At 64.7% G+C, this 24,609-nt stretch carries 20 protein-coding genes; 10 read left to right on the forward strand and 10 right to left on the reverse strand.

Features of this window, described 5'->3' with window-relative positions:
• Positions 1-204: 204 nt before the first annotated feature.
• The 3 genes from ACVOK8_RS15995 to grxC all read right to left on the reverse strand — a co-directional run bounded on the left by ACVOK8_RS15995 (position 205) and on the right by grxC (position 2,017).
• A complete protein-coding gene (locus ACVOK8_RS15995) occupies positions 205-1,209 on the reverse strand; it encodes an isocitrate dehydrogenase (RefSeq protein WP_481531488.1) in 1,005 nt (334 codons plus the stop codon).
• Between the two features lie 131 nt (positions 1,210-1,340).
• Entirely contained in the window at positions 1,341-1,733 is a 393-nt protein-coding gene (locus ACVOK8_RS16000; protein ID WP_481546636.1) for a carboxymuconolactone decarboxylase family protein, read from the reverse strand.
• Positions 1,730-2,017, reverse strand: a complete 288-nt coding sequence (gene grxC, locus ACVOK8_RS16005) for a glutaredoxin 3 (protein WP_481567688.1) — start codon at positions 2,015-2,017, stop codon at positions 1,730-1,732. Before grxC ends, ACVOK8_RS16000 begins: the two co-directional genes overlap by 4 nt.
• Before the next feature lie 153 nt (positions 2,018-2,170).
• Here grxC and ACVOK8_RS16010 point away from each other — a divergent pair, with 153 nt between their 5' ends.
• The 9 genes from ACVOK8_RS16010 to lpxH all read left to right on the forward strand — a co-directional run bounded on the left by ACVOK8_RS16010 (position 2,171) and on the right by lpxH (position 15,561).
• Positions 2,171-3,826, forward strand: coding sequence for a M48 family metalloprotease (locus tag ACVOK8_RS16010; protein ID WP_481567689.1), 1,656 nt, complete (start codon positions 2,171-2,173; stop codon positions 3,824-3,826).
• Positions 3,827-3,937: 111 nt separating this feature from the next.
• Complete coding sequence (gene phoB / locus ACVOK8_RS16015; RefSeq protein ID WP_481531484.1) at positions 3,938-4,627, forward strand: phosphate regulon transcriptional regulator PhoB; 690 nt, start codon at positions 3,938-3,940, stop codon at positions 4,625-4,627.
• A 91-nt stretch (positions 4,628-4,718) separates the two neighbouring features.
• Positions 4,719-6,059 (forward strand): phosphate regulon sensor histidine kinase PhoR, encoded by a 1,341-nt coding sequence (gene phoR, locus ACVOK8_RS16020; RefSeq protein WP_481567690.1) that lies wholly within the window; start codon positions 4,719-4,721, stop codon positions 6,057-6,059.
• Positions 6,056-8,140, forward strand: a complete 2,085-nt coding sequence (ppk1, locus tag ACVOK8_RS16025) for a polyphosphate kinase 1 (protein WP_481567692.1) — start codon at positions 6,056-6,058, stop codon at positions 8,138-8,140. Before phoR ends, ppk1 begins: the two co-directional genes overlap by 4 nt.
• A 178-nt stretch (positions 8,141-8,318) precedes the next feature.
• Positions 8,319-9,845 carry an exopolyphosphatase gene (gene ppx / locus ACVOK8_RS16030; RefSeq protein ID WP_481567693.1) on the forward strand — a complete coding sequence of 509 codons (1,527 nt, stop codon included), beginning with the start codon at positions 8,319-8,321 and terminating at the stop codon, positions 9,843-9,845.
• A gap of 230 nt (positions 9,846-10,075) precedes the next feature.
• Positions 10,076-12,991, forward strand: coding sequence for a TonB-dependent receptor domain-containing protein (locus ACVOK8_RS16035; RefSeq protein WP_481567694.1), 2,916 nt, complete (start codon positions 10,076-10,078; stop codon positions 12,989-12,991).
• Positions 12,992-13,137: 146 nt separating this feature from the next.
• Positions 13,138-14,277 carry a glycosyltransferase family 4 protein gene (locus ACVOK8_RS16040; RefSeq protein WP_481567695.1) on the forward strand — a complete coding sequence of 380 codons (1,140 nt, stop codon included), beginning with the start codon at positions 13,138-13,140 and terminating at the stop codon, positions 14,275-14,277.
• On the forward strand, positions 14,258-14,800 hold the full coding sequence (locus ACVOK8_RS16045) for a phosphatase PAP2 family protein (protein ID WP_481567696.1): 543 nt from the start codon (positions 14,258-14,260) through the stop codon (positions 14,798-14,800). Before ACVOK8_RS16040 ends, ACVOK8_RS16045 begins: the two co-directional genes overlap by 20 nt.
• Positions 14,801-14,820: 20 nt before the next feature.
• Positions 14,821-15,561 carry a UDP-2,3-diacylglucosamine diphosphatase gene (gene lpxH, locus ACVOK8_RS16050; RefSeq protein ID WP_481567697.1) on the forward strand — a complete coding sequence of 247 codons (741 nt, stop codon included), beginning with the start codon at positions 14,821-14,823 and terminating at the stop codon, positions 15,559-15,561.
• Between the two features lie 292 nt (positions 15,562-15,853).
• On the opposite strand, the gene ACVOK8_RS16055 is transcribed toward lpxH, so the two are convergent.
• The 7 genes from ACVOK8_RS16055 to ACVOK8_RS16085 all read right to left on the reverse strand — a co-directional run bounded on the left by ACVOK8_RS16055 (position 15,854) and on the right by ACVOK8_RS16085 (position 23,214).
• Positions 15,854-16,312 carry a COG3650 family protein gene (locus ACVOK8_RS16055; protein ID WP_481567698.1) on the reverse strand — a complete coding sequence of 153 codons (459 nt, stop codon included), beginning with the start codon at positions 16,310-16,312 and terminating at the stop codon, positions 15,854-15,856.
• Between the two features lie 265 nt (positions 16,313-16,577).
• Positions 16,578-17,348 (reverse strand): ferritin-like domain-containing protein, encoded by a 771-nt coding sequence (locus ACVOK8_RS16060; protein WP_481567703.1) that lies wholly within the window; start codon positions 17,346-17,348, stop codon positions 16,578-16,580.
• 172 nt (positions 17,349-17,520) lie between these two features.
• Entirely contained in the window at positions 17,521-18,987 is a 1,467-nt protein-coding gene (gene purF / locus ACVOK8_RS16065) for an amidophosphoribosyltransferase (RefSeq protein ID WP_481546646.1), read from the reverse strand.
• A gap of 29 nt (positions 18,988-19,016) precedes the next feature.
• Complete coding sequence (locus ACVOK8_RS16070; protein WP_481567704.1) at positions 19,017-19,751, reverse strand: CvpA family protein; 735 nt, start codon at positions 19,749-19,751, stop codon at positions 19,017-19,019.
• Between the two features lie 60 nt (positions 19,752-19,811).
• Entirely contained in the window at positions 19,812-20,843 is a 1,032-nt protein-coding gene (locus ACVOK8_RS16075; protein WP_481567699.1) for an SPOR domain-containing protein, read from the reverse strand.
• A gap of 66 nt (positions 20,844-20,909) precedes the next feature.
• Positions 20,910-22,184: a bifunctional tetrahydrofolate synthase/dihydrofolate synthase gene (folC, locus tag ACVOK8_RS16080; protein WP_481567700.1), complete on the reverse strand. Its 1,275-nt coding sequence runs from the start codon at positions 22,182-22,184 to the stop codon at positions 20,910-20,912.
• A gap of 385 nt (positions 22,185-22,569) precedes the next feature.
• Complete coding sequence (locus tag ACVOK8_RS16085) at positions 22,570-23,214, reverse strand: histidine phosphatase family protein (RefSeq protein ID WP_481567701.1); 645 nt, start codon at positions 23,212-23,214, stop codon at positions 22,570-22,572.
• Positions 23,215-23,512: 298 nt separating this feature from the next.
• Between ACVOK8_RS16085 and ACVOK8_RS16090 the strand changes: the two genes are divergently transcribed.
• Positions 23,513-24,385 (forward strand): type II toxin-antitoxin system RelE/ParE family toxin, encoded by an 873-nt coding sequence (locus tag ACVOK8_RS16090; protein WP_481567702.1) that lies wholly within the window; start codon positions 23,513-23,515, stop codon positions 24,383-24,385.
• Positions 24,386-24,609: the final 224 nt, after the last annotated feature.

The following is a 24,609-nucleotide window of genomic DNA, read 5'->3' on the forward strand; positions in this document are numbered from 1 at the left end:
GGTCCTGGGAAAGCCCCTGCCGAGCATGGCTCGGCACTACATGCGGATTTGGTCCTGGGAAAGCCCCTGCCGAGCATGGCTCGGCACTACATGCGGATTTGGTCCTGGGAAGGCCCCTGCCGAGCATGGCTCGGCACTACATCAACAAAAACGGAGCGCTTTCGCGCTCCGTTTTCTGTATCAGCAACTACCCCGCAACTGCAATCAGATGCGGCTGGCGATGGCCTGGGCGAAGCCCATGGTGGTGCCAGTGCCGCCGAGGTCGCCGGTCAGCGAATCCTTGGCTTCCATCGTGGCAACGATGGCCTTGCGCAGGCGCTCGGCGTTTTCCGGCTGGCCGACATGGTCCAGCATCTGTGCAGCGCCCAGCAGCAGCGCGACCGGATTGGCCTTGCCCTGGCCGGCGATGTCCGGTGCGGTGCCGTGCACGGCTTCGAAGATGGCCGCGTCAACGCCGATGTTGGCACCCGGGGCCAGGCCCAGGCCGCCGACCAGACCAGCACACAGGTCGGAGATGATGTCGCCGAACAGGTTGGTGGTGACGATGATGTCGAACTGCTCCGGACGCATCACCAGCTGCATGCAGGCGTTGTCGACGATCATTTCCTGGAACTCGATTTCCGGGTACTTGGCGGCGACTTCGCGCGCCACGTCCAGGAACAGGCCCGAGGTCGACTTGATGATGTTGGCCTTGTGCACGGCGGTGACCTTCTTGCGGCCGGTGCTCTTGGCCAGCTCGAAGGCGTAACGCACGATGCGCTCGGAGCCCTTGCGGGTGATGCGGGTGCCGGAGAACGCGGTCTCGCCGTCGGCCGACACTTCCTGGCCTTCGGCCAGGTAGGCGCCTTCGGTGTTCTCACGCACCGTGATCATGTTGATGTTCTCGTAGCGCGACTTGGTGTTCGGGAACGAGATGGCCGGGCGCACGTTGGCGTACAGGTCGAACTGGCGACGCAGGGCAACGTTGATCGAGCTGAAACCACCACCGACCGGCGTGGTCAGCGGGCTCTTCAGGGCGACCTTGTTCTTCTTGATCGATTCCAGGGTGGAAGCCGGGATCAGCTCACCATGCTTTTCCAGCGCGGCCAGGCCAGCGTCGGCGAACTCATAGCTCAGGCCTGCGCCCAGCTTGTCCAGCACGAACAGGGTGGCGTCCATGATTTCCGGGCCGATGCCATCGCCGCGGATGACGGTGATTGTCTGCGTCATTTCTAGGTATTCCGAACAGGGAGGAGGAATGCGCCATCCGGCTGCCCGGAACCCGGCGCGATTGAAAAGGTTTCAACTGTCAATTATGCCTGATCAGCCGCGCCAGCCCCAACTGGACGAAGGTCTGGGGTTCAGCTGTGCTCGTGCCCGGCCGGCGCCGCGGCCTCCCCGTTCTCCAACTGGTCGAGGAAATCCACCGCCCGCCGCAGGTGCGGGATGACGATGGAACCACCCACCACCAAGCCGACCGAGAAGGTCTCGAAGAACTCCTCGCGGCTGACCCCGGCCTCCTTGCACTGGGCCACGTGGTAGCTGATGCAGTCATCGCAGCGCAGCACCATCGAGGCCACCAGGCCGAGCAGCTCCTTGGTCTTCACATCCAGCGCACCGGCCTGGTAGGTCTGGGTATCGAGCGCGAAGAAGCGTCGCACCACCTGGTTCGGCTCGGCGAGGATGCGCTGATTCATGCGCTGGCGGAACTCAGTGAATTCAGCCAGGCGGTCCTTTTCGTTGTCGGCGCTCATGCGCCCTGCCCGGCCAGCAGCGGCTCCAGCTTGCCTTCGCGATGCAGTGCGATCATGTCGTCATAACCGCCCACATGAACGTCCCCGACGAAAATCTGCGGCACGCTGGTGCGCTTGGTCAGCGACATCATCTTCTCGCGGGCGCTCGGGTCCAGGTCGATCCGGACCTCGGTCCACGACTGGTTCTTGCTCTTCAGGAAATTCTTGGCCGCTACGCAGTACGGGCAGACGGCGGTGGAGTAAATGGTGATTTCCGGTGCACCGGCGCTGGATGAGGTTGTCACAACGAAACTCCTGAGTGGAAACATTGTCTATATATGGTACCGGTCGTACTGATTTTCGATGCCACCGGCAGAACACAGCGGGTTAACCTTTGCTTCACACCCGCGCCCCGCTTCCCCGTCATCCTCCGCCCTGCCACTACCGGGAGTCACCGCTTGCGCAACCTGCTGCTTGCCACCGCCATAACCCTGGCCCTGGCCTCCCCGCTGTCCCATGCCGATGAAAGCAAACTGCCCGACATCGGTTCGTCGGCCGGCGAGCTGCTGACCCCGGCACGGCAGGCGGAGTACGGCGGCATGATGCTGCGCGAACTGCGCAACTACGGTTACCTGCTGGACGACCCGCTGGTGAACGACTGGCTCAGTACGATGGGTACACGACTGGGCTCCAACAGCGCCCAGCCGCAGCAGAAGTACACGTTCTTCATGATGAAGGACCGTCAGATCAATGCGTTTGCCACACTGGGCGGCTACATCGGCATGAACGCCGGCCTGGTACTCACCGCCGAGCGCGAGGACGAGGTGGCCGCAGTGCTGTCGCATGAAATCGCCCACGTCACCCAGCAGCATGTGCTGCGCGGAGTGGAGCGTGCCCAGCGCGACCAGATTCCTATCCTGCTCGGCATGCTGGCGGCGGTGATCGCCGCGCAGCAGGCCGGCGGCAACTCCTCGGGCGATGCGACCATGGCCGCCATCACCTCCGGCATGGGGCTGATGCAGCAGCGCCAGATCAACTTCACCCGCTCCAACGAGTCGGAGGCCGACCGTCTCGGCATCCGCACCCTGGCCCGCAGCGGCTATGACGTGGACGCGATGGCCGGCTTTTTCGAACGCATGTCGGCAGCAATGCGCGGCAACGAGGGCGGCTATTCCACGCCGGACTTCCTGCGCACTCACCCGGTCAACATCACCCGCATCAGCGAGGCCAAGGCCCGCGCCGAGCAGATGAAGAAGGACACAGTCCTGCTGACCACCCAGACCCCGACCGGGGTCCTGCAGGAGCGCGTCGACCCGTCCGCGCCGGACACCAGCAGCAGCCCGCTGAGCGGCGGCAACCCGCTGTTGCCGGCCGGCCTGCAGCTGTCGCTGCCCGACAACAGCCTGCCACGCGGCGCCACCGGCCTGTTCGACTGGGCTCGCGAGCGCCTGCGCGTGCTCAGCGCGCCTACCCCGTCGGAGCTGGTACGCGAATACGAAGGCCTCAAACGCAGCCAGAAGAACGGCCTCACAGATGCGCAACGCTACGGCGTAGCCATCGCCCGCCTGCGTGACGGCGGCGCCGGCGGCGTTGCCCAGGCCCTGCCCGAGCTGCAGCAGCTGCTGCAGGAATACCCGGACAACCTGTGGGTGAACCTCGCTCTGGGCGAGGCCGAATCACGTAGCGGTCGCCACGAAGAGGCCAACAAGCGCTTCGACTCCCTGCTCAAGCGGCTGCCACAGAGCCGCCCGGTGGCCCTGACCTATGCCCAGATCCTGAATGAGCAAGGCGGCGTAGCCTCAGGCCAGCGCGCGCAGGCCATGCTGCGGCCCCTGCTGGCGCGCTCCAGCGACGACCCGGTGTTCCAAGCCACCTTCGCCCGCGCCAGCGAGCTGGCCGGCGACAGTACTCGCGCCAGCGAGGCCTATGCCGAAGCCGCCTATTTGAATGGGCGGCCGGAACAGGCGCTGATCCAGTTCCAGGCCCTGCTCAAGCAACCCGGGCTGGATTACGTGAGCCGGGCACGGGTGGATGCCCGTATCGAATCCATCATGCCGACCGTGCTGGAGATGCGCCGGCTCGGCGTCCACGACCCCGAAATGTCACGGAACTGAACCTGCCTGGACAAATTGCCGGGTTTACCCTCCATTCGTGTCACAAACCCGTCATCAAACCGTAGTCTACTGAGCACATCCCTTATTGATGGGCATTCCGGTAGGCGCCACGTGCAGAAACGTATCCTGATTGTCGATGACGAACCCGCGATCCGTGACATGGTCGCCTTCGCCCTGCGCAAGGGTGAGTACGACCCGGTCCATGCCGGCGACGCACTCGAAGCGCAGACGGCCATTGCCGACCGGGTTCCGGACATGATCCTGCTGGATTGGATGCTGCCCGGCACCAGCGGTCTGGAACTTGCCCGCCGCTGGCGCAAGGAAGTCCTCACCCGCGATGTGCCGATCATCATGCTCACCGCACGCGGCGAAGAAAACGACCGCGTCGGTGGTCTGGAAGCCGGCGTCGACGACTATGTGGTCAAGCCGTTCTCGGCGCGCGAATTGCTGGCACGTATCCGTGCAGTGATGCGCCGCACCCGCGACGATGACGAAGACGGCAGCGTCGGCGTTGGCAACATCCGCATCGATGGCGCCGCCCATCGCGTCTTTGCTGGCGATGTGCCGGTGCCGATCGGCCCCACCGAATACCGTCTGCTGCACTTCTTCATGACCCATCCGGAGCGCGTCTACACCCGCTCGCAGTTGTTGGACCACGTCTGGGGCGGCAGCGTGTATGTGGAGGAGCGCACCATCGACGTGCATATCCGCCGCCTGCGCAAGACGCTTGAACCATTTGCCGCCGAAAACATGGTGCAGACCGTGCGCGGCGCCGGTTATCGCTTCTCCGCAGCCACCTGAACCGCTGCGGCCGCAAAGCCGCAGTCGATGCCGCAACCCGCCATAACCCTCCGTAGCCCCGACGGATCCATCCAGCAACACCGAGAACGCAATGCCCCGCCAATTCCGATCTGCCTGGTTGAAGACGCTGGCCACCGTGGCCGCGTTGCTGTTGCTGGCATGGGGGCTGGGGGCGCTGTTGGGTCATCCCGCTTTGATCGTGGCGATCACCGCCTTGGCGATGCTCACCTGGCACTACTGGCGTCTGCGCCAATTGCTGTTGCGATTGACTGCACGGCAACGCTGGGACACGCCCGAAGGCTTGGGCGTCTGGAATGAACTGGACCGGCTGCTGTCACGCAACCAGCAGGAAATGCGCGCGCGCAAGCGCCGCCTGGTCGAGATGCTGCGCAGCTACCGCGCCGCCGCCGCCGCGCTGCCCGATGCGGTGGTGGTGGTCGACCGCAATACCCAGCGCGTGCAGTGGTTCAACGAAGCCGCCACCGCCCTGCTCGGCTTGCAGCACCCCGCCGACATGGAAGCTGCCTTGGTGCCGCGCCTGCAGCCACTGCCGCTTGCGCACTGGCTGGCCGGTGGCCGCAACGCCGAACCGATCCTGGATGCGAACTCGCCGGTCGATCCGGCCATCCGCCTGCATATGCGTTTGATCCCCTACTCGGATCACCATTGGCTGCTCGTAGCGCGTGATGTGACCAAGCTGCTGCATCTGGAACAGGTACGCCGCGACTTCGTCGCCAATGTCTCGCATGAGCTGCGCACACCACTGACCGTGGTGCACGGCTACCTGGACATGATGGACCCGGAAGACTTCCCCGATACCGGACCGATGCTGTCGGAGATGCGCAAGCAATCGCAGCGCATGGCGCAGCTGGTCGAAGACCTGCTGACCCTGTCGCGACTGGAATCGCAGCAACACACCGAGCTGGAAACGGTGGGCATGACCTCGATGCTGGCCTCGCTTCGCCGCGAAGCCGAAGCGCACAGCCAAGGCCGCCACACCATCATCGTGGAAGACCAGGCCGGGGTGGACTTGGCGGGTTCCAACAAGGAGCTGCACAGCGCCTTCTCCAACCTGCTGACCAATGCCGTGCGCTACACCCCGGCCGGCGGCCGCATCACCCTGACCTTCAGCCGCGAAGGCAATGGCGCGGTGCTGGCCGTCACCGACACCGGCTACGGCATTCCGGCCAATCACCTGCCGCGATTGACCGAGCGCTTCTATCGCGTCTCCAGCAGCCGTTCGCGCGAAAGCGGCGGCACCGGGCTGGGCCTGTCCATCGTCAAACACATTCTTGGCCTGCATCAGGCACGCCTGGAAATCCGCAGCGAAGTCGGCCAGGGCAGCACCTTTGCCTGCCACTTCGACGCCGAGCATGTACGCCCGCGCAATGCATCCCCCTCGCCTTTGTCCATGGAAGACTTCCCGGCATGACTCCTCCTCCGCCCCCCGCCACGCCCGCTGTCGGCACCGATCCCCTGCGTGATCCGTCGCTGTACATCAACCGGGAACTGTCACAGCTGGATTTCAATTTCCGCGTGCTGGCCCAGGCGATGGATGAGCAGGTTCCATTGCTGGAGCGGCTGCGCTTCCTGTGTATCTCCTGCACCAACCTGGACGAGTTCTTCGAAATCCGCGCCGCCGCGGTACGCCATGCACAGGAATTCGGCCTGCCGCCGGCGCCGGACGGGATGAGCCCGCAGGCCATCCTCAACGCCATCCATGACCGCGCCGCCGAACTGGTGGACCAGCAGTACCGCTGCTGGAACCAGGTACTGCGTCCGGCCCTGGGCGAGGCCGGTGTCGGCATCCTCGCCAACAAGACCTGGACCCCGCGCCAACGCCGTTGGCTGCGCGCCTACTTCCGCAACGAGATCATGCCGGTGCTGTCGCCGCTCGGCCTGGACCCGTCGCACCCGTTCCCGAAGATCCTCAACAAGTCGCTGAACATCGTCGTCGTGCTGAAGGGCACCGACGCCTTCGGTCGTGCCGGCCATCTGGCACTGGTGCGTGCTCCGCGTTCACTGCCGCGCATCATCCAGCTGCCCGAGTCGCTGGGCGGCCCGCAGAACTTCGTGCTGCTGTCGGCGGTGCTGTCAGCCTTCGTCGACGAGCTGTTCCCGGGCATGGATGTGCAGGGCGCCTACCAGTTCCGCGTCACCCGCAACTCCGAGCTGGTGGTGGACGAGGAAGAAGTGGAGAACCTGGCGCTGGCGCTGCGCGATGAGCTGGTCGACCGCGGCTATCGGCCGGCGGTGCGGCTGGAGATCGCCCACGACTGCCCGAAACCCATCATGCAGACCCTGCTGCAGAATTTCGGCCTGTCCGAGAACGCGGCCTACCGCATCGATGGCCCGGTCAACCTCAACCGCGTCATCCAGGTGTATGACCTGCTGCAGCGCGCGGACCTGAAGTACCCGCCGATGACCCCGCGCGTGTTCAAGTCGCCCGAGGGCATCTTCGAGACCGCCGCGCAGGGCGACGTGCTGCTGCACCATCCGTTTGATTCCTTCAGCACCGTGCTGGAGCTGATCCGCGAAGCCGCGGTCGATCCCAATGTGCTGGCGATCAAGCAGACCCTGTACCGCACCGGCAAGGACTCGGGGATTGTTGAGGCCTTGATCCTGGCCGCGCGCAACGGCAAGGACGTTACCGTCGTGGTCGAGCTGCGCGCGCGCTTCGACGAAGAAGCCAACCTCGGTCTGGCCGATCGCCTGCAGGATGCCGGCGTGCAGGTCGTCTACGGTGTGGTCGGCTACAAGACCCACGCCAAGATGCTGCTGATCGTGCGCCGCGAAGGCCGCAAGCTGCGCCGCTACGTACATCTGGGCACCGGCAACTACCACAGCGGCACTGCCCGCGCGTATACCGACCTGAGCCTGATCACCGCCGATGCCGACATCGGCAACGATGTGCACCTGCTGTTCCAGCAGCTCTCCGGGCTGGCCCCGAAGATGAAGCTCAAGTGCCTGCTGCAATCGCCCTTCACCCTGCATGCCGGGCTGATCAAGCGCATCGAGCGCGAGACCAAGCTTGCCCTGGACGGCAAGCCGGCGCGCATCATCGCCAAGATGAACGCCCTCAACGAGGCGCAGGTGATCCGCACCCTGTACGCGGCCTCGCAGGCCGGCGTGCAGATCGACCTGATCGTGCGTGGCGCCTGCACCCTGCGACCCGGCGTGGAAGGCGTATCGGACAACATCCGCGTGCGTTCGATCGTCGGCCGTTTCCTCGAGCACAGCCGCGTCTACTGGTTCGGTAACAACGGCGCGCCCGAGCTGTACTGCGCCAGCGCCGACTGGCTGGAACGCAACCTGCTGCGCCGCGTGGAGACCTGCTTCCCGATCCTGGACACAGATCTTTCCCGGCGCATTTACCGCGAGGTGCTGCAGAACTACCTGGACGACAACCTCAATGCCTGGGACCTGCAGGAAGACGGCCGCTACATCAAATGCGAGCCCGCCCCCGGCCAGCCACCGCATTCGGCGCAACAGGCATTGATGGAAGGGCTGTAAGCAGCAGCCACCGGGAGCAAGTGGAAGGAACCAGTGCAACAGCGGGCATCCGCCCGCTTTCACTGGTTCCTACGTGGGCGGCCGCTAGCGTCTGGCGTAGCCGTCGCAGACCGCACCGCCACTGGTTCCCGGATCCCGCATCTATGTCCCTGGTTACTTCATCCGCTACCATTCCGCCATGCCCCAGTCTTCCTTGACCCCACCGCCCCTGCAGGACGGCGACCTGCTGGCCGCCATCGACCTGGGCTCCAACAGTTTCCATATGGTCATCGCGCGCTACCTGCTCGGGCAGCTGCGGGTGGTGGACCGCCTGCGCGAAACCGTGCGCATGGCCGACGGCCTGGATGGCAAGGGCGGCCTGTCGCCCGAAGCCCGCCAGCGCGCGCTGGAATGCCTGGCCCGCTTCGGCCAGCGCATCCGCAACATCCCGCCCTACCGCGTGCGTGCACTGGCCACCAATACCGTGCGCCAGCTGCGCTCGCCGCTGTCGTTCCTGATGCCGGCGGAAACCGCGCTCGGCCACGCCATCGAAGTGGTCAGCGGCCGCGAAGAAGCGCGTCTGATCTATCTCGGCGTTGCCCACGCACAACCGCCCAAGCCGGACCAGCATCGGCTGGTGATCGACATCGGCGGCGGCTCCACCGAGTTCATCATCGGCCAGGGCATGCAGACGCTGGAACGCGAAAGCCTGCAGGCCGGCTGTATTGCCAGTACCCGACGTTTCTTCCCCGGCGGCAAGCTGAGCAAGAAGCGCTGGAAGGACGCACTCACCGAGATCGGCGCCGAGTTCCAGCCTTTCGCCAACAAGTACAAGGCACTGGGCTGGCAGGAAGCACTGGGCTCGTCCGGCACCCACAAGGCGATCAGCGAGATCTGCGCGGCAATGAAGCTGAGCAAGGGCGCGATCACCGCCGAAGCGCTGCCGCAGCTGCGCGAGGAACTGCTGCGCGCCAAGAACATCAACGAGATCGAGCTGCCGACGCTGTCCAACGAGCGCCGCCCGATCATCGCCGGCGGCGTGCTGGTGCTGGAAGCCGCTTTCCAGGCGCTGGGCCTGCAGAAGCTGCTGGTCAGCAAGGCGGCGATGCGCGAAGGCATCCTCTACGACATCATGGGCCGCGCCAACGACAACGATCCGCGCGACGAATCGGTGGCCGCATTGACCCTGCGTTACGCCATCGACGAAAGCCAGGCACAGCGCGTGGAAGCCACTGCGCAGCGGCTGTTCGAGCAGGTCTCCGACGCGTGGAAACTGGATGTCGACGATGCCCGCATGCTGGGCTGGGCTGCACGCCTGCACGAGCTGGGCTTGATGATCGCGCACAGCGGTTATCACACCCATGGCAGCTACGTGATCGAGCATTCGGATATCGCCGGCTTCTCGCGCCAGGAACAGCAGATGCTCGCGGCACTGATCCGCACCCATCGTCGCGGCATTCCCAAGAGCGCTTTCGAAGCCCTGCCGGAGCGTCTGTTGCTGCCAGCCAAGCGCACGGCGGCAATATTGCGACTGGCGGTACTGCTGCACCGCGCACATGAATCCGACCCGATCCCGACCCTGGAACTGTCCGTCGACGGCAACACCTTGTCGCTGATTCTGGCCAAGGACTACATCGACGCGCGCCCGCTGCTGCGTGCCGATCTGGTTGGTGAGGCGGAAGGCATGACCGGCCTGGGTTTCAGCTTCCGACCGTTCGTGGCCTGAGCGCTCGGGCCAAACGGCAGCAGCCGTCAAGACATGTCTGGAAGTGACGCCATCAATGCGTAACTTCGGTTACCTATTTCGTCATAACAAACATTTTTTTTACAAACGACGCTACTCTCAGTAGGCCATCCTTGCACTTGCAACGATGGCCTTTGATGGAGATCGCGACGGCCTTACGTTGCAATCTCTTTTTGACACTTGTCAGTTAAAAGAGAGAGAGAAAGCCCGCAATGCAAACACGTTCCAGCACCCTGGGGCAGGCGATTCGCTATGCCTTGGTTTCGAGCACCGTCGGTATGACCGCCCTGCCCGCGCTCGCCCAGGACAGCAACCCCACCACCCTTGATCGCATCGAAATCACCGGTTCGCGCATCCGTCAGGTCGACGTCGAAACCGCGCAGCCGGTGTTCGCCATAAGCCGCACCGATATCGAACAACAGGGCTTCAGCTCGGTTGCCGACATCCTGCAGAACGTCACCGCGATGGGTAGCCCGGCTATCAGCCGCGCCAACGCGCTGACCGCAGGCGAGAACGCAGGCGGCACCTACATCGACATGCGTAACCTGGGTGCGCAGCGCACGCTGGTACTGGTCAACGGTAAGCGCCTGGGCATCAGCACCTCCGGTTACCAGGACGTGTCCAGCCTGCCGGTGTCGGCAGTGGAACGCATTGAAGTTCTCAAGGACGGTGCATCGGCGATCTACGGTTCCGATGCAATGGCTGGTGTGATCAACATCATCACCCGCACCAACGTCAGCGGCGTCACCGCCAATGTCTACCATGGCCAGTTCAGCCAAGGCGACGGCGCGCGCGATCGTTTCGACGTGGTCACCGGCTGGAGCAACGACCGCATCTCCCTCACCCTGTCGGCCGAACACAGCGAAGAAAAGGAAGTGTGGGCCAAGGACCGCTGGTTCAGCGCCTACGGCATCAGCGACCGCCACCCGGCAGACAGCAGCAACTGGACCACGATCAGTCAGTTCGGTCAGATCACCGGCCTGATCGGCGGCCCCGGCTGCAAGGACGCCAAGGGCTGCAACTACTCCCTGGACCGCGGTAAGGATCCAACCAATCCGGCCAACTACCACCTGACCGACGCCACCCCGTTTACCGGTGACGTGAGCAATGCCAACGAACAGATGCACGTAAACTACCCGGTCAAGCGGGATTCGGTGTACTTCGATGGCCGCTTCAAGATTACCGATGCCATCAACTTCAAGACCGAGCTGGGCTACAACGAGCGCACCTCGCGCCGCCAGATCGCCGGTTACCCGCTGCAGTCCAGCACCGCCGGGGTAGGTCCGATGTCGGTGGACAGCTACTTCAACCCCTTCGGCAACCAGCATGGCTATGCAACCCCGACCGCCGTCGCTTGGAACCGCCGCGCCTGGGAAGTGCCACGCGTCACCACCAGCGAACTGAAGACCCTCCGTGCAGTGGCCTCGTTTGACGGCTCGTTTGATCTGGGTGAGCGCTACTTCGACTGGGAAGTGGGTTACCAGTACAACCGCAACGAACTCGAATCCATCGCCACCGGCAACCTGCACAAGGGTCGTGTCGCGGCCGCAGTAGGCCCGTCGTACTACAACGCCACCACCGGCAAGGTCGAATGCGGCAAGCCTGGCGCGCCGGTTGCCAATTGCACCCCGTGGAATCCTCTGGTCGCTTACGGCACCCTGGACCCGAACGGCCTGACCGGCAACGCCACTCTGCTGGAGTGGCTGTTCCCCACGGAGATCACCAAGGGCAAGACCACCAGCAAGAACTTCTTTGCCAACATCGCAGGCAGCATCGTCACGCTGCCAGGCGGCGACATGGGCTTTGCCTTTGGCGTGGAAAGCCGTCAGGAAGCGGGTGAATACCGTCCTGATCCCCTCGCCCAGACCGGCGCAACCACCAACCTGGCAGCCGGCCCGACCGGTGGCGACTACCGCGTCAACGAGGCCTACCTCGAACTGAACCTGCCGGTGCTGTCCGACCTGCCGGGTGCGCGCGAACTGAGCTTCAACGCCGCTACCCGCTATTCGGACTACGACACCTTCGGCGATACGCTCAACAGCAAGTTCGGCTTCAAGTGGAAGCCGCTGGACCAGCTGCTGGTGCGTGGTACCTGGGCAGAGGGCTTCCGCGCCCCCACCATCAATGATCTGTACGGTGGCGGTTCGGAGACCTTCGCCCAGTTCAGCGATCCATGCGACACCCAGTTCGGCTCGTCGCGGACCAGCCAGGAAGTACGCCTGCGCTGCGCCAAGGATATCGCCAATGCCGATACGTTCCGTCAGCTGAAGCAGGGCATGACCCCGGTGACCACGGCCACCGACGCAACTCCGGTGCCGTTCGTTTCAGGTTCCGACCCGACGCTGACCCCGGAAACCTCGGTCAGCAAGACGCTCGGCCTGGTGTGGAGCCCAAGCTTCATCAGCAACCTCAACGTGTCGCTGGACTGGTGGAAGATCCGCATCGAGAACACCATCGTTGCCGACAGCCCCACCCAGATCCTGATCGACTGCTACGAGCAGGACATCGCCTCCCGTTGCGAACGTTTCACCCGTGACCCGAACAGCGGCATCGTCAATACGCTGAAGTTCGCGAACCGCAACTCCGGCTTCATGCAGACCGAAGGTTACGACCTGGATGTGAGCTACCGGCTGGATACCAGCTATGGCAAGTTCAGCAGCAGCTGGGCTACCACCTATGTCAGCGAGAACATCTACCGCTCGACCAACAACAGCAAGACCGTGCCGACACCGACCAACGGCATTGGCAGCGGCTTCCGCATCCGCTCCAACCTGAGCCTTGGCTGGGACCTGGAGAACTTCGGCGTGAGCTGGACCACCCGCTACTACTCCGGTGTCAAGGAGCAGTGCCCGAGCATCAAGCTGTATCCGGAAGAGTGCTCCGATCCAGGCGTGGTGGCGCCTTGGTACGCGGGCGCGCGCAACTACAACGAGCGTGGCGCGGTGACCTTCCATGACGTGCAGGTGCGCTACAAGCTGCCGTGGGATGCCACCGTTTCGGTCGGCGCCAACAACGTGTTCGAAAAGTACGGTCCGGTGATGTACAGCAAGCCGAACTCTGCCTTCTCGTACTACGGCGGCTACGACATCGGTCGTCTCGTGTACATGAAGTACCAGCAGCGCTTCTGATCCCTGCCTCGCAGGGAAAAAAGCACCAGGAACCACGGCCCTTCAGGGCCGTGGTTTTTTTGTTGGCCCAGTAACAAAGTCGTCAACTGGGAGTAACAGTCGCTTCATTCCCGGCGCGCATCCTCGCCAAAAACCGGGAGCCAGCCATGCGCTTTGCGATCGTCACCGAGACCTATCCGCCGGAGGTCAATGGCGTTGCCTTGACCGTGCAAGGGCTGGAACACGGCCTGCGCAACCTCGGCCATGACGTCGATGTGGTCCGCCCACGTCAACAACAGGATGGCACCGGCCACGCCCACGAGGTACTGGTCCGCGGTGCCGGTCTGCCTCGCTATCCCGGCCTGCGCTTCGGCCTTCCGGCTCCATTGCAGCTTGCGCGGCAGTGGCAGCAACAACGCCCGGATGCGATCTACGTGGCCACGGAAGGCCCGTTGGGATGGTCGGCAATGCGCACCGCGCGACGCCTGGGCATTCCTGTCGCCTCGGGGTTGCATACGCGTTTTGATGAATATCTACCCGACTATGGCGCTGCCTGGTTGCAAGGCACCGCACTGCGCTGGATGCGCCGTTTCCACAATCAGGCAGAAGCCACCTTGGTCCCTACCCGCGAGTTGCAGCAGTTCCTCCAGAACAATGGCTTTTCAAAGGCGCGGTTGCTGGCGCGTGCGGTGGATGGCAGCCAGTTCGACCCCAGCAAGCGCGACGATGCCTTGCGTGCGGACTGGGGCATCGAAGGCGAAGGCTTTGCCGTCATCCACGTTGGCCGCATCGCCGCCGAGAAAAACCTGGGCCTGGCGATCAAGGCCTTCCGCCGCATCCAGCAGCAACGGCCGAAGGCGCGCTTCGTCTGGGTCGGCGATGGTCCGATGCGCGAGAAGCTGGCAGCGCAGAACCCGGACTTCATCTTCTGCGGTGTGCAGCGCGGCGAGGCCCTGGCCAGACACTTCGCCAGCGGTGATCTGTTCCTGTTCGCCAGCCGCAGCGAAACCTTTGGCAACGTCACCCTGGAAGCCATGGCCAGCGGCGTAGCGACGGTTGCCTTCAACTACGGTGCAGCCCGCGAACATCTGCAGAGTGGGCACAGTGGCGTTGCCGTGGACAACGATGCGAATTTCATCGCCGCCGCCGTGCAGCTGGCCAACGATGACGAGATGCGCACCACCCTCGGTGCAAACGCCAGCCGCGCGATGCAGCGCCTGCATCCTGAACACGTGGTCGCCGAATTTGAAGCACTGCTCAGCGAACTGGCCTCCCGGAGACGCTGCCATGCCATTGCTGCCGCCTGAAGGAATCGCCGCGCGCGAAGCCCGCTGGTGCCGCCGCGCAAACCGCTACGGCCGCCGTCGCGGCATCCGCCGCCTGTTCTCGGTGCTGAGCCGGCTCGGTGACGGCGTGTTCTGGTACATGTTGATGGGCGCCTTGGTGCTAGCCGATGGCCTGGATGGCCTGCAGGCCTCCGCGCATATGGCCGCCACCGGCGTGCTGGCGCTGAGCCTGTACAAGCTGCTCAAGCGCTGGACCCGCCGACCGCGTCCGTTCGCCGCCGACCTGCGCATCCGCGCCTGGGTGGCGCCGCTGGATGAATACAGCTTTCCTTCTGGCCACACCCTGCACGCGGTGTCCTTCACCGTGGTGGCGCTGGCCTATTACCCCTGGCTGGCCCCGCTGCTGCTGCCCTTCACCGTCGCCGTAGCGCTGTCGCGGGTGGTGCTGGGTCTGCATTACCCCAGCGATGTGTTGGCCGCCACCGCCATCGGCATACTGCTGGGCACAGCCTCGCTGCAGCTGTTGCCGCTGCTCGCGAGCTGATCAGGCTCTACAATGCGGGCATGACAACGCTGTTCATCTCCGACCTGCATCTGGACCCCAGCCGTCCAGCCATCACTGAACTGTTCCTCGACTTCCTGCGCGGCGAAGCGCGGCAGGCCGAAGCGCTGTACATCCTGGGCGACCTGTTCGAAGCATGGATCGGCGATGACACGCCCTCCAGCGCCGCCGATGCGGTTGCGCTGGCGCTGCGCGAAGTCAGCGAGGCCGGTGTCCCGGTGTACTTCATCCGCGGCAACCGCGACTTCCTGCTGGGCAACGACTATGCCGCGCGCGCCGGCATGCGCATCCTGCCGGACCCTTCGGTGATCCAGCTCTATGGCAAGCCGGTGCTGCTGCAGCATGGCGACCTGCTGTGCACCGACGACGTCGCCTATCAGGCCTTCCGCACACAAACTCGCAACCCGGCCTTCATCGCCCAGTTCCTGTCGCAGTCACTGGAAGCACGCGTCGCCTTCGCACAGAAAGCCCGCGCCGCCAGCCAGGCACATCAATCGGAAATGAAGCAGGACGACAAGGCGACGTTTGAAACCGTCACCGATGTGGCACCCGCCGAAGTGGTTGCCACCTTCCAGCGTTACGGCGTGGAAACGATGATCCACGGCCACACCCATCGCCCGGCGATCCATACCGTGAACGCCGGCGAGCACAGCTTCACCCGCATCGTGCTGGGTGACTGGTATGAGCAGGGCTCGGTGTTGCGTGTGGATGCTGATGGGTACCGGCTGGAAGCGTTGAGCTGAGCCCAGTTGCAGGAGCGGCCAGATAGCTTGCAGGAGCGGTGTGAGCCGCGAAGCTGGTACAAAAAAGACCGCCAGATATGGCTGCAACTGCAGACCTGTCTGGCGGTTTTTGCATTTGTGGCTTCGCGGCTTACGCCGCTCCTACAAGGCTCGGTCGTATATTTTGTGGGAGCGGCGTGAGCCGCGAAGCTGGCACAAAAAAGCCACCAGATGTGGCTGCAACTGCAGGCCTGCCTGGCGGCTTTCGCATTTGTGGCTTCGCGGCTTACGCCGCTCCTACAAACACCTGGGATCAGGGTGCTTCCACCGGTACCGAGGGGTCACGGGCGCAGCCCTTGAAGGTGTCCTTGCCTAGCACGAATTCGGCGGTGAACGGGTGCTTCAGGTCGGACATGCCGTCCGAGCACTCGGCACGCTGCAAGGTCAGCCGGAATGCCTCCTTGCCCTCGCCGCCCTGCACTACCAGCAAGCCATCCTGCAGCGTGCGGCTGCCTTCGAAATGCTGCGGACTGGCCTGGGTTTCCGGTGTGCTGTAGTCGAGCTTGGCACCGTCCACACGCACACCCCAGAACGGCTCGGTGCCTGACGCCTGCACGATGACCGGGAAATCATCCTTGGCAGCCACTGCTTCAGCCGCTGCGACAGGCGCAACCGGAGCCGGCGCGTTGGCACTGGAATCAGCAGCAGGCTTGGGACCATTGCATGCCGACAATGCCATTACCAGCGCGGCCAGCGTAAGAATCTGCTTCATCGTTTTCTCCTTGATTGCATCGTTGCCGATCAAGAACACAGTGACATGTGACTCGACCTGATGTTGGCCGATGCCCTTGCATCAACCCGTGAAAGACGTGGGACACGACAAGCCCCACCTGCCGCGCCGATGGTGGAATGCAGGCGAGCCGGTCGTCAATCAGACACGGCCCGAGTTGCGGGAATCGTTCATCGTTGATGCCTGCACTATCGGCGGGATCGATCACCGCCAACGAAGCAGCAGCTTGCTTCACCGCGCCCGGCATTCAACCGGCCTGTTCGACCAGATAGTCCAGTTCGTCCACATCAAAACCGGCCAACAAGCGCGCTTCCAGATTGAAGGGCCCGCGCAGATAGCCACCGGCGTATTCGCCCAGCAGCTCCTTGAACCGCTTGCGTGGCTCGACACCAACGCGCGCGCAATACCAGTGGTACCAGCGCGTGCCGGCAGCGACATGGGCCACCTCTTCGCGCAAGATCACCTCCAGCACGTCGGCAGTCGTTGCATCGCCAAGCGAACGCAGCTTGCTGATCATCGCCGGTGTCACATCCAGGCCGCGCGCTTCCAGTACCCGCGGCACCAGGGCCATGCGTGCCAAGCCGTCGTGCGCGGTCTTCTCGCACATTTCCCACAGGCCGTTATGGGCGGGGAAATCGGCGTAGTCGTGGCCATGTGCCAACAGACGATCACGCAGCAATACGAAATGGCGCGACTCATCATCGGCGCAGCTCACCCAATCGGCGTAGAAGCTGCCCGGCAGGCCACGGAAGCGATAGACCGCATCCCAGGCCAGATCGATGGCGTTGAGTTCGATATGGGCGATGGCGTGGATGAAGGCGGCGCGCCCATCCACCGTACCGAGGCCACGGCGCGGCAGATCACGCGGGTGCACCAGCACCAGTTGCGGCGGGCGGCCCGGCGCGCGGATCGGTTCGGGTTCTGGCGCTTCTGCCGGCAGCTTCAATGTGCCGCCGCGGTAGCGCGCGGCGTAGTGCTGGGTAAGTGCGACTTTCTCAAGCGGGTCGGCGGCCGCCATGCAGATGCAGGCGGCGTCGAGCAGGGAGAAGCCTGCTGCTTCGGGCGGTGCGGCGAATGCTTGGTTGGTTATGGACGGCAGTGCTTGTTGCGGGTTCATGGGTGCTCACACGTTGCCGCTTCGTTCTGCCCTCACCCCAACCCCTCTCCCGCAGGCGGGAGAGGGGCTTAGATCAGGCGCGGCGCTGGGTCTTGGCTTCGTCCGAACGCAGTTGCTGGATGCGCTCGAAGTAACCCGGCTCGATGCCGGTGACGTATTCGCCGTTGAAGCAGGACGAGTCGAATTCCTTCAGCTCCGGGTTGCCTTCACGCACGGCGACTTCCAGATCTTCCAGGTCCTGGTAGACCAGCCAGTCGCAGCCCAGGTGCTTCTCGATTTCCTCGACGCTGCGGTTGTGTGCGACCAGTTCCTCAGCCGCCGGCATGTCGATGCCGTAGATGTTCGGGTAACGCACCGGCGGCGCGGCGCTGGCCAGGTAGACCTTGCGTGCGCCCGCATCGCGTGCCATCTGCACGATCTGCTGGCTGGTGGTGCCGCGCACGATGGAGTCATCGACCAGCAGCACCACGCGGTTGCGGAATTCCAGGTGGATCGGGTTGAGCTTGCGACGCACGGACTTCACCCGCTCACCCTGGCCCGGCATGATGAAGGTGCGGCCGACGTAGCGGTTCTTGACGAAGCCTTCGCGGTACTTCACGCCGAGCACGTTGGACATTTCCAGCGCGGCGTCGCGCGAGGTGTCCGGGATCGGAATGATGGTGTCGATGTCATGGTCCGGACGCAGGCGCAGGATCTTCTCCCCCAGCTTCTGGCCCATGCGCATGCGCGCCTTGTGCACCGACACGTTGTCCATCATCGAGTCGGGACGTGCGAAATACACGTACTCGAAGATGCACGGGGTCTGCTGGGTGTTGGTCGCGCAGATCTCGGTGAACAGTTCGCCGCGCTCGGTGATGACCACCGCTTCGCCCGGCGCCACGTCGCGCATGCGCTCGAAACCGAGCACGTCCAGCGCCACCGATTCGGACGCCACCGCGTACTCGACGCCTTCGGCATGGTTGCGCTTGCCCAGCACCAGCGGGCGGATGCCGTGCGGGTCACGGAAGGCAACCAGGCCCAGGCCCAGCACCACACTGACCACCGCGTAGCCGCCCTTGCAGCGACGGTGCACGCCAGCCACGGCGCGGATCGCCGCTTCCGGGGTCAGCATGCGCTGCGCGTCCAGCTCGTAGGCGAACACGTTCAACAGCACTTCGCTGTCCGAATCGGTATTGATGTTGCGGCGGTCGGCCTCGAACACCTGGCGACGCAGCGCCTCGGTATTGATCAGGTTGCCGTTGTGCGCCAACGCGATGCCATAAGGCGAATTGACGTAGAACGGCTGCGCCTCGTCGGTACCTTCCGAGCCTGCGGTCGGGTAGCGCACATGGGCGATGCCGATGCGGCCCTGCAGCAGCGCCATGCGGCGCTCGTCGAATACATCACGGACCAGGCCGTTGGCCTTTTCCACCCGCAGGCGGGTGCCGTCAGCGGTAGCGATACCGGCCGCATCCTGGCCACGGTGTTGGAGGACGGTCAGGCCGTCATAAAGCTGCCCGGCGACGTTCTGGTTGCCGACGATTCCGACGATGCCACACATGTTGCGCGATCTCCGCTGGGCGATGCCCGTTAACGTGAAGGTGGCCGTGCCTGGCCTTGAGGCTCAACCCGTATCGGCTTGAGTTGACCCGGGCGCACCTGCGCCGGATCGATGTTGGAGGGCAACGCCCCCGCCGGGTCAGCTCGGCTTTGCTCTGCGCTGCGCTGGCGGGGATCAAAACGCGTCCCTTCCAACCGCGCCGGTAGCAAGCCACTGCCCGCATCTGCTTCGTTCGGTCCGCCATTATCGCCTGCCAGCACCGACTTACCCAAGTCCATCAGTGCCATTGCCGGCGATTCAGGTGGCTGCGGCAGCTTTTCGCGTGCCCAGTCAGCCATCGGCTGCAGCAACGGCACCACGCTGGACTGGCGCCAGCCCGGTTCTTCACCCATCGAGGTGAAGCCCAGCAGCAGTACCGCCAGCACCGCCAACAGCACCCCGCGCACCGCGCCCAAGGCAAGACCGAGCAAACGATCCGGCCATTTCAGCAATACCGTGGCATCGACCACGCCGCGCAGCAGGCGCCCGACCAGGGTGGCCGCCAGCAGCACACCGATGAATACCAGCAGATAGCCGCCGACGTAGTCGCCAGCACTGGGCTGGCCCTGGTCGGCCAGCATCAAGGCTGCGCGTTCGCCGTAGTAGAAGGCGGCAGCGCCGGCCAGCAGCCAATTCAGTACGCCGAGCACGGTCGCCAGCAAGCCACGCATCAGCCCGAACAGGGCCGACACGCCGATCAGCGCCAGCAACACCAGATCAATCACCACGTGCCCCGCAAGTGAGGCGCAGCGCTGCGCGACTGATCGGCAGGACGCAGCGCCGCATCAAGGATGCGGGCGGACCATGCCGGCGATGCCGACCTTGGCCGCAACCTGCGCCTTGAGCTGTTCAGCCTGCTCGCGGCTGGCCACCGGCCCGATGCGGACGCGGTTGAGCACGCCGTTATCGGTACGCACCTGCTCGACAAACGCACTGAAGCCGGCGCCACGCGCGCGGTCACGCAATGCATTGGCATCAGCGGCCTGACCAAAGGCGCCCAGCTGCACGGCAAAACCGACACCACTGGCAGCCGGAGCGGCCGGGGTGGTGACGGCCGGTTTGGCCGGGGTTGCCGCTACCGGCTTGGCCGGTTCGGGGCGGGCCGGCTCAGGCTTGGGCGCTTCCGGCTTGGGAGCGGCAGGCTTGGGCGCCGCCACGACCGGCTTGGCCGGCTCCGGTGGCAAGGCCTCGGTTCGGACCGGCGCGGTGTTTGCCGCGGCGGTAGCGGTGCTGCTGGCAGCTGGCGTAGCAATAGCGGTCGGTGCCGGCACTGCGTTTTCGGCAGTGGCGTTGAGTACCACAACCTGCGCATTCACGTCGTTGCGGACCTTGCCCGCCTCCAGCCGCACCAGTTCAGCCTGGGCGCGATCGGCGTACGGGCCGATGCGCACGCGCCAGGCCGGGCGGCCATTGATGGTGTCGGCCTGGCGGAAGCCCGGCAGATTGGATTTCTTCAGATGCGCAATCACAGCGTCGGCATCCACCTCGCTGCCATAGGCACCAAAATTGACCGCATAGTTGCCGGCAGCAGTAGCAGCCGGCAGCCCATTGGCCGGCTGCTCGACAGCGGCGGCCACGCCGGTTTCCGGCTGTGCGGCGGGCATGCCCAAAGCACCACCGGCCGGTGCGCCAGGCGCGACCAGCGGCAGTTCACGGGTTTCGAACTGGCCTTCGGCAGGCGCTGCAGGCGCGCTGAGCGGCACGTCCTGTACGCCACTGTCCGGCGCCGGTCCTTTGACCAGCATCGGCAGGAAAATCACGGCAAGCGCCACCAGAACGATGGCACCAATCAGTCGCTGTTTCAGAGGAGTTTCCACAATTGGCGTATGCGCGGCGCGGCGGAGTGCCCCGGTGATTATATGCGGGGCACGCGCGGCAGCGTCTTAGTCAGCTGAACGGAGTAGTGGCAGCGCTTCGGCCACCGTATGGAAGGAGCCGAACACCAGCACCCGGTCGCCCGGCTGGACCTGGCCCAATGCGGCGTCCAGCGCCTTGCCGACGTTGTCGGACAAGCTGGCCTCGGCCGCAGCGGTCTGCGCCAGGCGCTCACGCAGCTGCGCGGCGGTTTGCCCACGCGTGCCTTCCAGCCCGGCCAGGAACCAGCCATCGACCTGCGCCTGCAGAGCTTCGACAACGCCCGTAGCGTCCTTGTCGGCCAGTGCGGCATATACCGCGAACGTGCGGCCTTGCACTGGCTCGGCCTTCAATGCTGCAGCCAAGGCGCTAGCGGCCTGCGGGTTGTGGCCCACATCCAGCAACACTTCAACCCCGTCGCGCTCAAAACGCTGCAGGCGGCCGACTACCTGCGCATCAGCTACGCCCTGTGCCCATGCAGCGCGCGGCACCGGCTTGTCCAAAGCGCGCAATGCAGCAACTGCAGTGGCCGCGTTGTTGCGCTGGATCGGCGCCCACAATGCCGGTTGCGGCAGCTCCAACCGGAACGAAACATCACGCCAACGCCACAGGTCTGCGTCGATATCCTCGGCGAAGAAATCGCTGCCGAAGCGGATCGCATTGGCCCCGAGCACATAGGCACGGCGCAGCACGCTGGAGGGCGGATCGATCTCGCCAAGAATCAGCGGCTTCCAGCCACGGATGATGCCGGCCTTCTCTTCGCCGATGACCTCGCGATCGTTGCCCAGCCAATCGGCGTGGTCGATATCGACGGTGGTGATCACCGCCACATCGGCGTCAATGATGTTGACCGCATCCAGACGCCCACCGAGGCCGACTTCCAGCACCGCCAGATCCAAACCGGACCGCTGGAACAGCCACAGCGCGCACAGCGTGCCGTATTCGAAATAGGTCAGCGCGGTGTCGCCACGGGCGTCTTCGACCGCGTTGAAGCCGGCTACCAGACTGGCGTCATCCACGTCCTTGCCATCGATGCGCACGCGCTCGTTGTAGCACAGCAGGTGCGGCGAGGTGTAGGCGCCTACCTTCCACTCCGCGGCGCGGGCGATGGACTCGATGAAGGCTACGGTCGACCCCTTGCCATTGGTGCCACCAACCACGATGCAGTGCTCAGCCGGCCGCCCCAGCTGCATGCGTTGGGCGACCTCGCGCACGCGCTCCAAGCCCATTGCGATGGCTTGTGGGTGCTGCTGTTCGATATGGGCGAGCCACTGTTCAAGCGTGGCGGGACGGGCGGAAGACATGCGGAGGACTCTCTGGATCATGGGCCGGCACTGAAAGCCGGCTGCGCGTTGCGCGCGGGAATGGTGCCCATGATACAGCGGCAGCCGCACCCGGCCGCCAAGCTTGCCTGCATGTCAGGCCCCGGGCTGTGTGTAGTGCCGAGCCATGCTCCGCAGGGGCGTCACCAGCAACCCATCAGCCCCCAGCCAATTTGTGGGAGCGGCGTCAGCCGCGAAGCCACTGCAAGATCAGAAGCGGTAAAGCCAACCCCTCCCCAACCCTCCCCTTCGCTACGCGAAAGGGAGGGAGCAACTGTAGTGCCGACCCATGCTCGGCAGCGGCTCCACCGGTAGAGCCTCAGCCGAGCATCGCTCGGCTCTACCGAAAGCGGATTACGTGCTCCGATTACAGCGCGCGGTGCTTGGCTTCGCCGAAGAACGGGGTGTGGTGCGCACAGTCGTTCAGACGTACCACTTCCAGGTGTTCGACGTCCGGGCCTTCCAGCAGGTTCAGTGTGGTCGGCGCCTGACGGAAGCTCCACAGCTTGGAAATCGGCAGGCCGAGGATCTTGCACAGAATGACGCGGTTGACCGCGTCATGCGCGACCACCAGCAAGGTGTCATCCTCGCCCAGCCCTTCGGCGGCGGCGGTCAGCCCGCGCCAGCTGCGATCCAATACCTGACGCAGCGATTCGCCGCCGGGCATCAGCACCGTGTCAGGCTCCTCGCGCCAGGCGCGCAGGCGCGCCGGGTCTTTCTCGTCGATCTCGCTGGCGAGCAGGCCTTCCCACTCACCGTGGGCGATTTCCTGCAAGTCCGGCTCGGTCAACAGCATGGATTCACGGCTGCTACCCAGCGCAGCCTTGGCAGTGGCCTGCGCACGGCTCAGCGGCGAGGCCACGGCGCGGGTGATCTGCACATCGGCCAACCGCTCACCCAAGGCTTTTGCCTGGGCCTCACCCACTGGGGAGAGAGGAATGTCGATCTGGCCCTGATAGCGGCCTTCGGCGTTCCACGGCGTTTCGCCGTGACGGGCAAGCAGGATGCGCATGCAGCTGTTTCCATTGTGGTGGGAGTCCCCGCCAACTGTCCGCGGCAGGAGGGGCATCATAGCCCGGCCGTGCGCCGATACCGCCCACGGTTACCTTCGATACGGATCCTGCGTCGGCAGCTGACCCAATTGTGCCCGCGATTTGCCGCAGCGGCCTGACCAGAGCGCAGCAGTAACGGGCAACAGCACTGCTGGCACGGTTGCGTGCCGGGCACAGGCGTTACCATGCCGGTTCCCTATCGGTGGCACGGCGTGACTTCCGCACGAGGGCAGCACCTTCGAGGCCCCAGATCGCGGCATGACCAGCACCCCAAGCTCTCCGAAGCAGTTCAAAATCAAGCTCTGGCATGAACGCCGTGACCGCTGGGTCGCGGTGCTGATCACGGCGGTGCTGCATCTGCTGATGCTGCTGCTCTTGATGTATTCCAATCCACCAGTGGTTTCCTCGCCACAGGGCTCATCGGGCGGCGGCCGGACCAAGGTCGATTTCGTCGGCGAAGCACCACCGTCCACGCAGCCAAGCAAGGTGCCGCCGCAGGACAAGCCCGACAAGACCACGCGCTCCAAGCCCAAGCCAACCACGCATAGGCGCAGCGAGGACCGCAAGCCGGTGCCGGAGGCCCGCTACATCGAGCCGCCCAGCGAGCCGGAGCAGGAAGAAACCAAGACCCAGGATCAGGCCCAGACGCCGGCCGCGCCAGCAGCGGCGGCCAGCCCGTCGGAAACCGTGCCGCGTCGTCCGCAAACCTGGACCGGACGCCCGCCCGGTTCGCTGGACAGGACCACCGCGCAGGACGATTACGGTCGCTCCGCCGGTCAGGGCAATGACAGCGGCAGAAGCGTCGACCGCAGTGCCGGAGCACCGGCCATGGAAGTCGGCGGCTACCAGATCGTCTACGACCTGCTCAGCGAGGAGAAACTGCGTGCATGGATGGACGGTGCCAAGGAAGTGGATGGCAAGAAGGAACTGTCGATCCCGCTGCCCGGCACCACCTATCTGATGGTCTGCCCCGCCGAGGTCGCACTGCGCCGAGGCTCCAGCAAGTGCCGCATGCTGCAGGCCGGCTCGCCCGAGCTGCAGGACATCGGCGATGCGCGCCAGTTCGTCATCGTGATGTATGTCTACCGCTACGGCGAACTGCTGTGGCGCGGCCCCGGCCCGTACCGCTGATGGGTAGTGCCGAGCCATGCTCGGCACTACAGTCGCCAGGCATCGGCTGCATCGGCCAGCCAAAAGCTTACCCCTCCCCAACCCTCCCCTTCGCTACGCGAAAGGGAGGGGCAAGAGCGTAGTGCCGAGCCATTCTAGGCACAACACTAGGCAGGGCGCGGCGCCCTCCGCCGGGCCCACGCGGCCCCCGCCCCCCCCCCCCCCATCCGGCGGCGCAAAGGGCG

The organism is Stenotrophomonas sp. STEN083, assembly GCF_056759195.1.

Coding starts and splice junctions, on each gene's coding strand:
- ACVOK8_RS15995 (WP_481531488.1), bottom strand. CDS start 1,209: ATGACGCAGACAATCACCGTCATCCGCGGCGATGGCATCGGCCCGGAA.
- ACVOK8_RS16000 (WP_481546636.1), bottom strand. CDS start 1,733: ATGAGCGCCGACAACGAAAAGGACCGCCTGGCTGAATTCACTGAGTTC.
- phoR (WP_481567690.1), top strand. CDS start 4,719: ATGCCCCGCCAATTCCGATCTGCCTGGTTGAAGACGCTGGCCACCGTG.
- ppk1 (WP_481567692.1), top strand. CDS start 6,056: ATGACTCCTCCTCCGCCCCCCGCCACGCCCGCTGTCGGCACCGATCCC.
- ppx (WP_481567693.1), top strand. CDS start 8,319: ATGCCCCAGTCTTCCTTGACCCCACCGCCCCTGCAGGACGGCGACCTG.
- ACVOK8_RS16035 (WP_481567694.1), top strand. CDS start 10,076: ATGCAAACACGTTCCAGCACCCTGGGGCAGGCGATTCGCTATGCCTTG.
- ACVOK8_RS16040 (WP_481567695.1), top strand. CDS start 13,138: ATGCGCTTTGCGATCGTCACCGAGACCTATCCGCCGGAGGTCAATGGC.
- ACVOK8_RS16045 (WP_481567696.1), top strand. CDS start 14,258: ATGCCATTGCTGCCGCCTGAAGGAATCGCCGCGCGCGAAGCCCGCTGG.
- lpxH (WP_481567697.1), top strand. CDS start 14,821: ATGACAACGCTGTTCATCTCCGACCTGCATCTGGACCCCAGCCGTCCA.
- ACVOK8_RS16055 (WP_481567698.1), bottom strand. CDS start 16,312: ATGAAGCAGATTCTTACGCTGGCCGCGCTGGTAATGGCATTGTCGGCA.
- ACVOK8_RS16060 (WP_481567703.1), bottom strand. CDS start 17,348: ATGGCGGCCGCCGACCCGCTTGAGAAAGTCGCACTTACCCAGCACTAC.
- purF (WP_481546646.1), bottom strand. CDS start 18,987: ATGTGTGGCATCGTCGGAATCGTCGGCAACCAGAACGTCGCCGGGCAG.
- folC (WP_481567700.1), bottom strand. CDS start 22,184: ATGTCTTCCGCCCGTCCCGCCACGCTTGAACAGTGGCTCGCCCATATC.
- ACVOK8_RS16085 (WP_481567701.1), bottom strand. CDS start 23,214: ATGCGCATCCTGCTTGCCCGTCACGGCGAAACGCCGTGGAACGCCGAA.
- ACVOK8_RS16090 (WP_481567702.1), top strand. CDS start 23,513: ATGACCAGCACCCCAAGCTCTCCGAAGCAGTTCAAAATCAAGCTCTGG.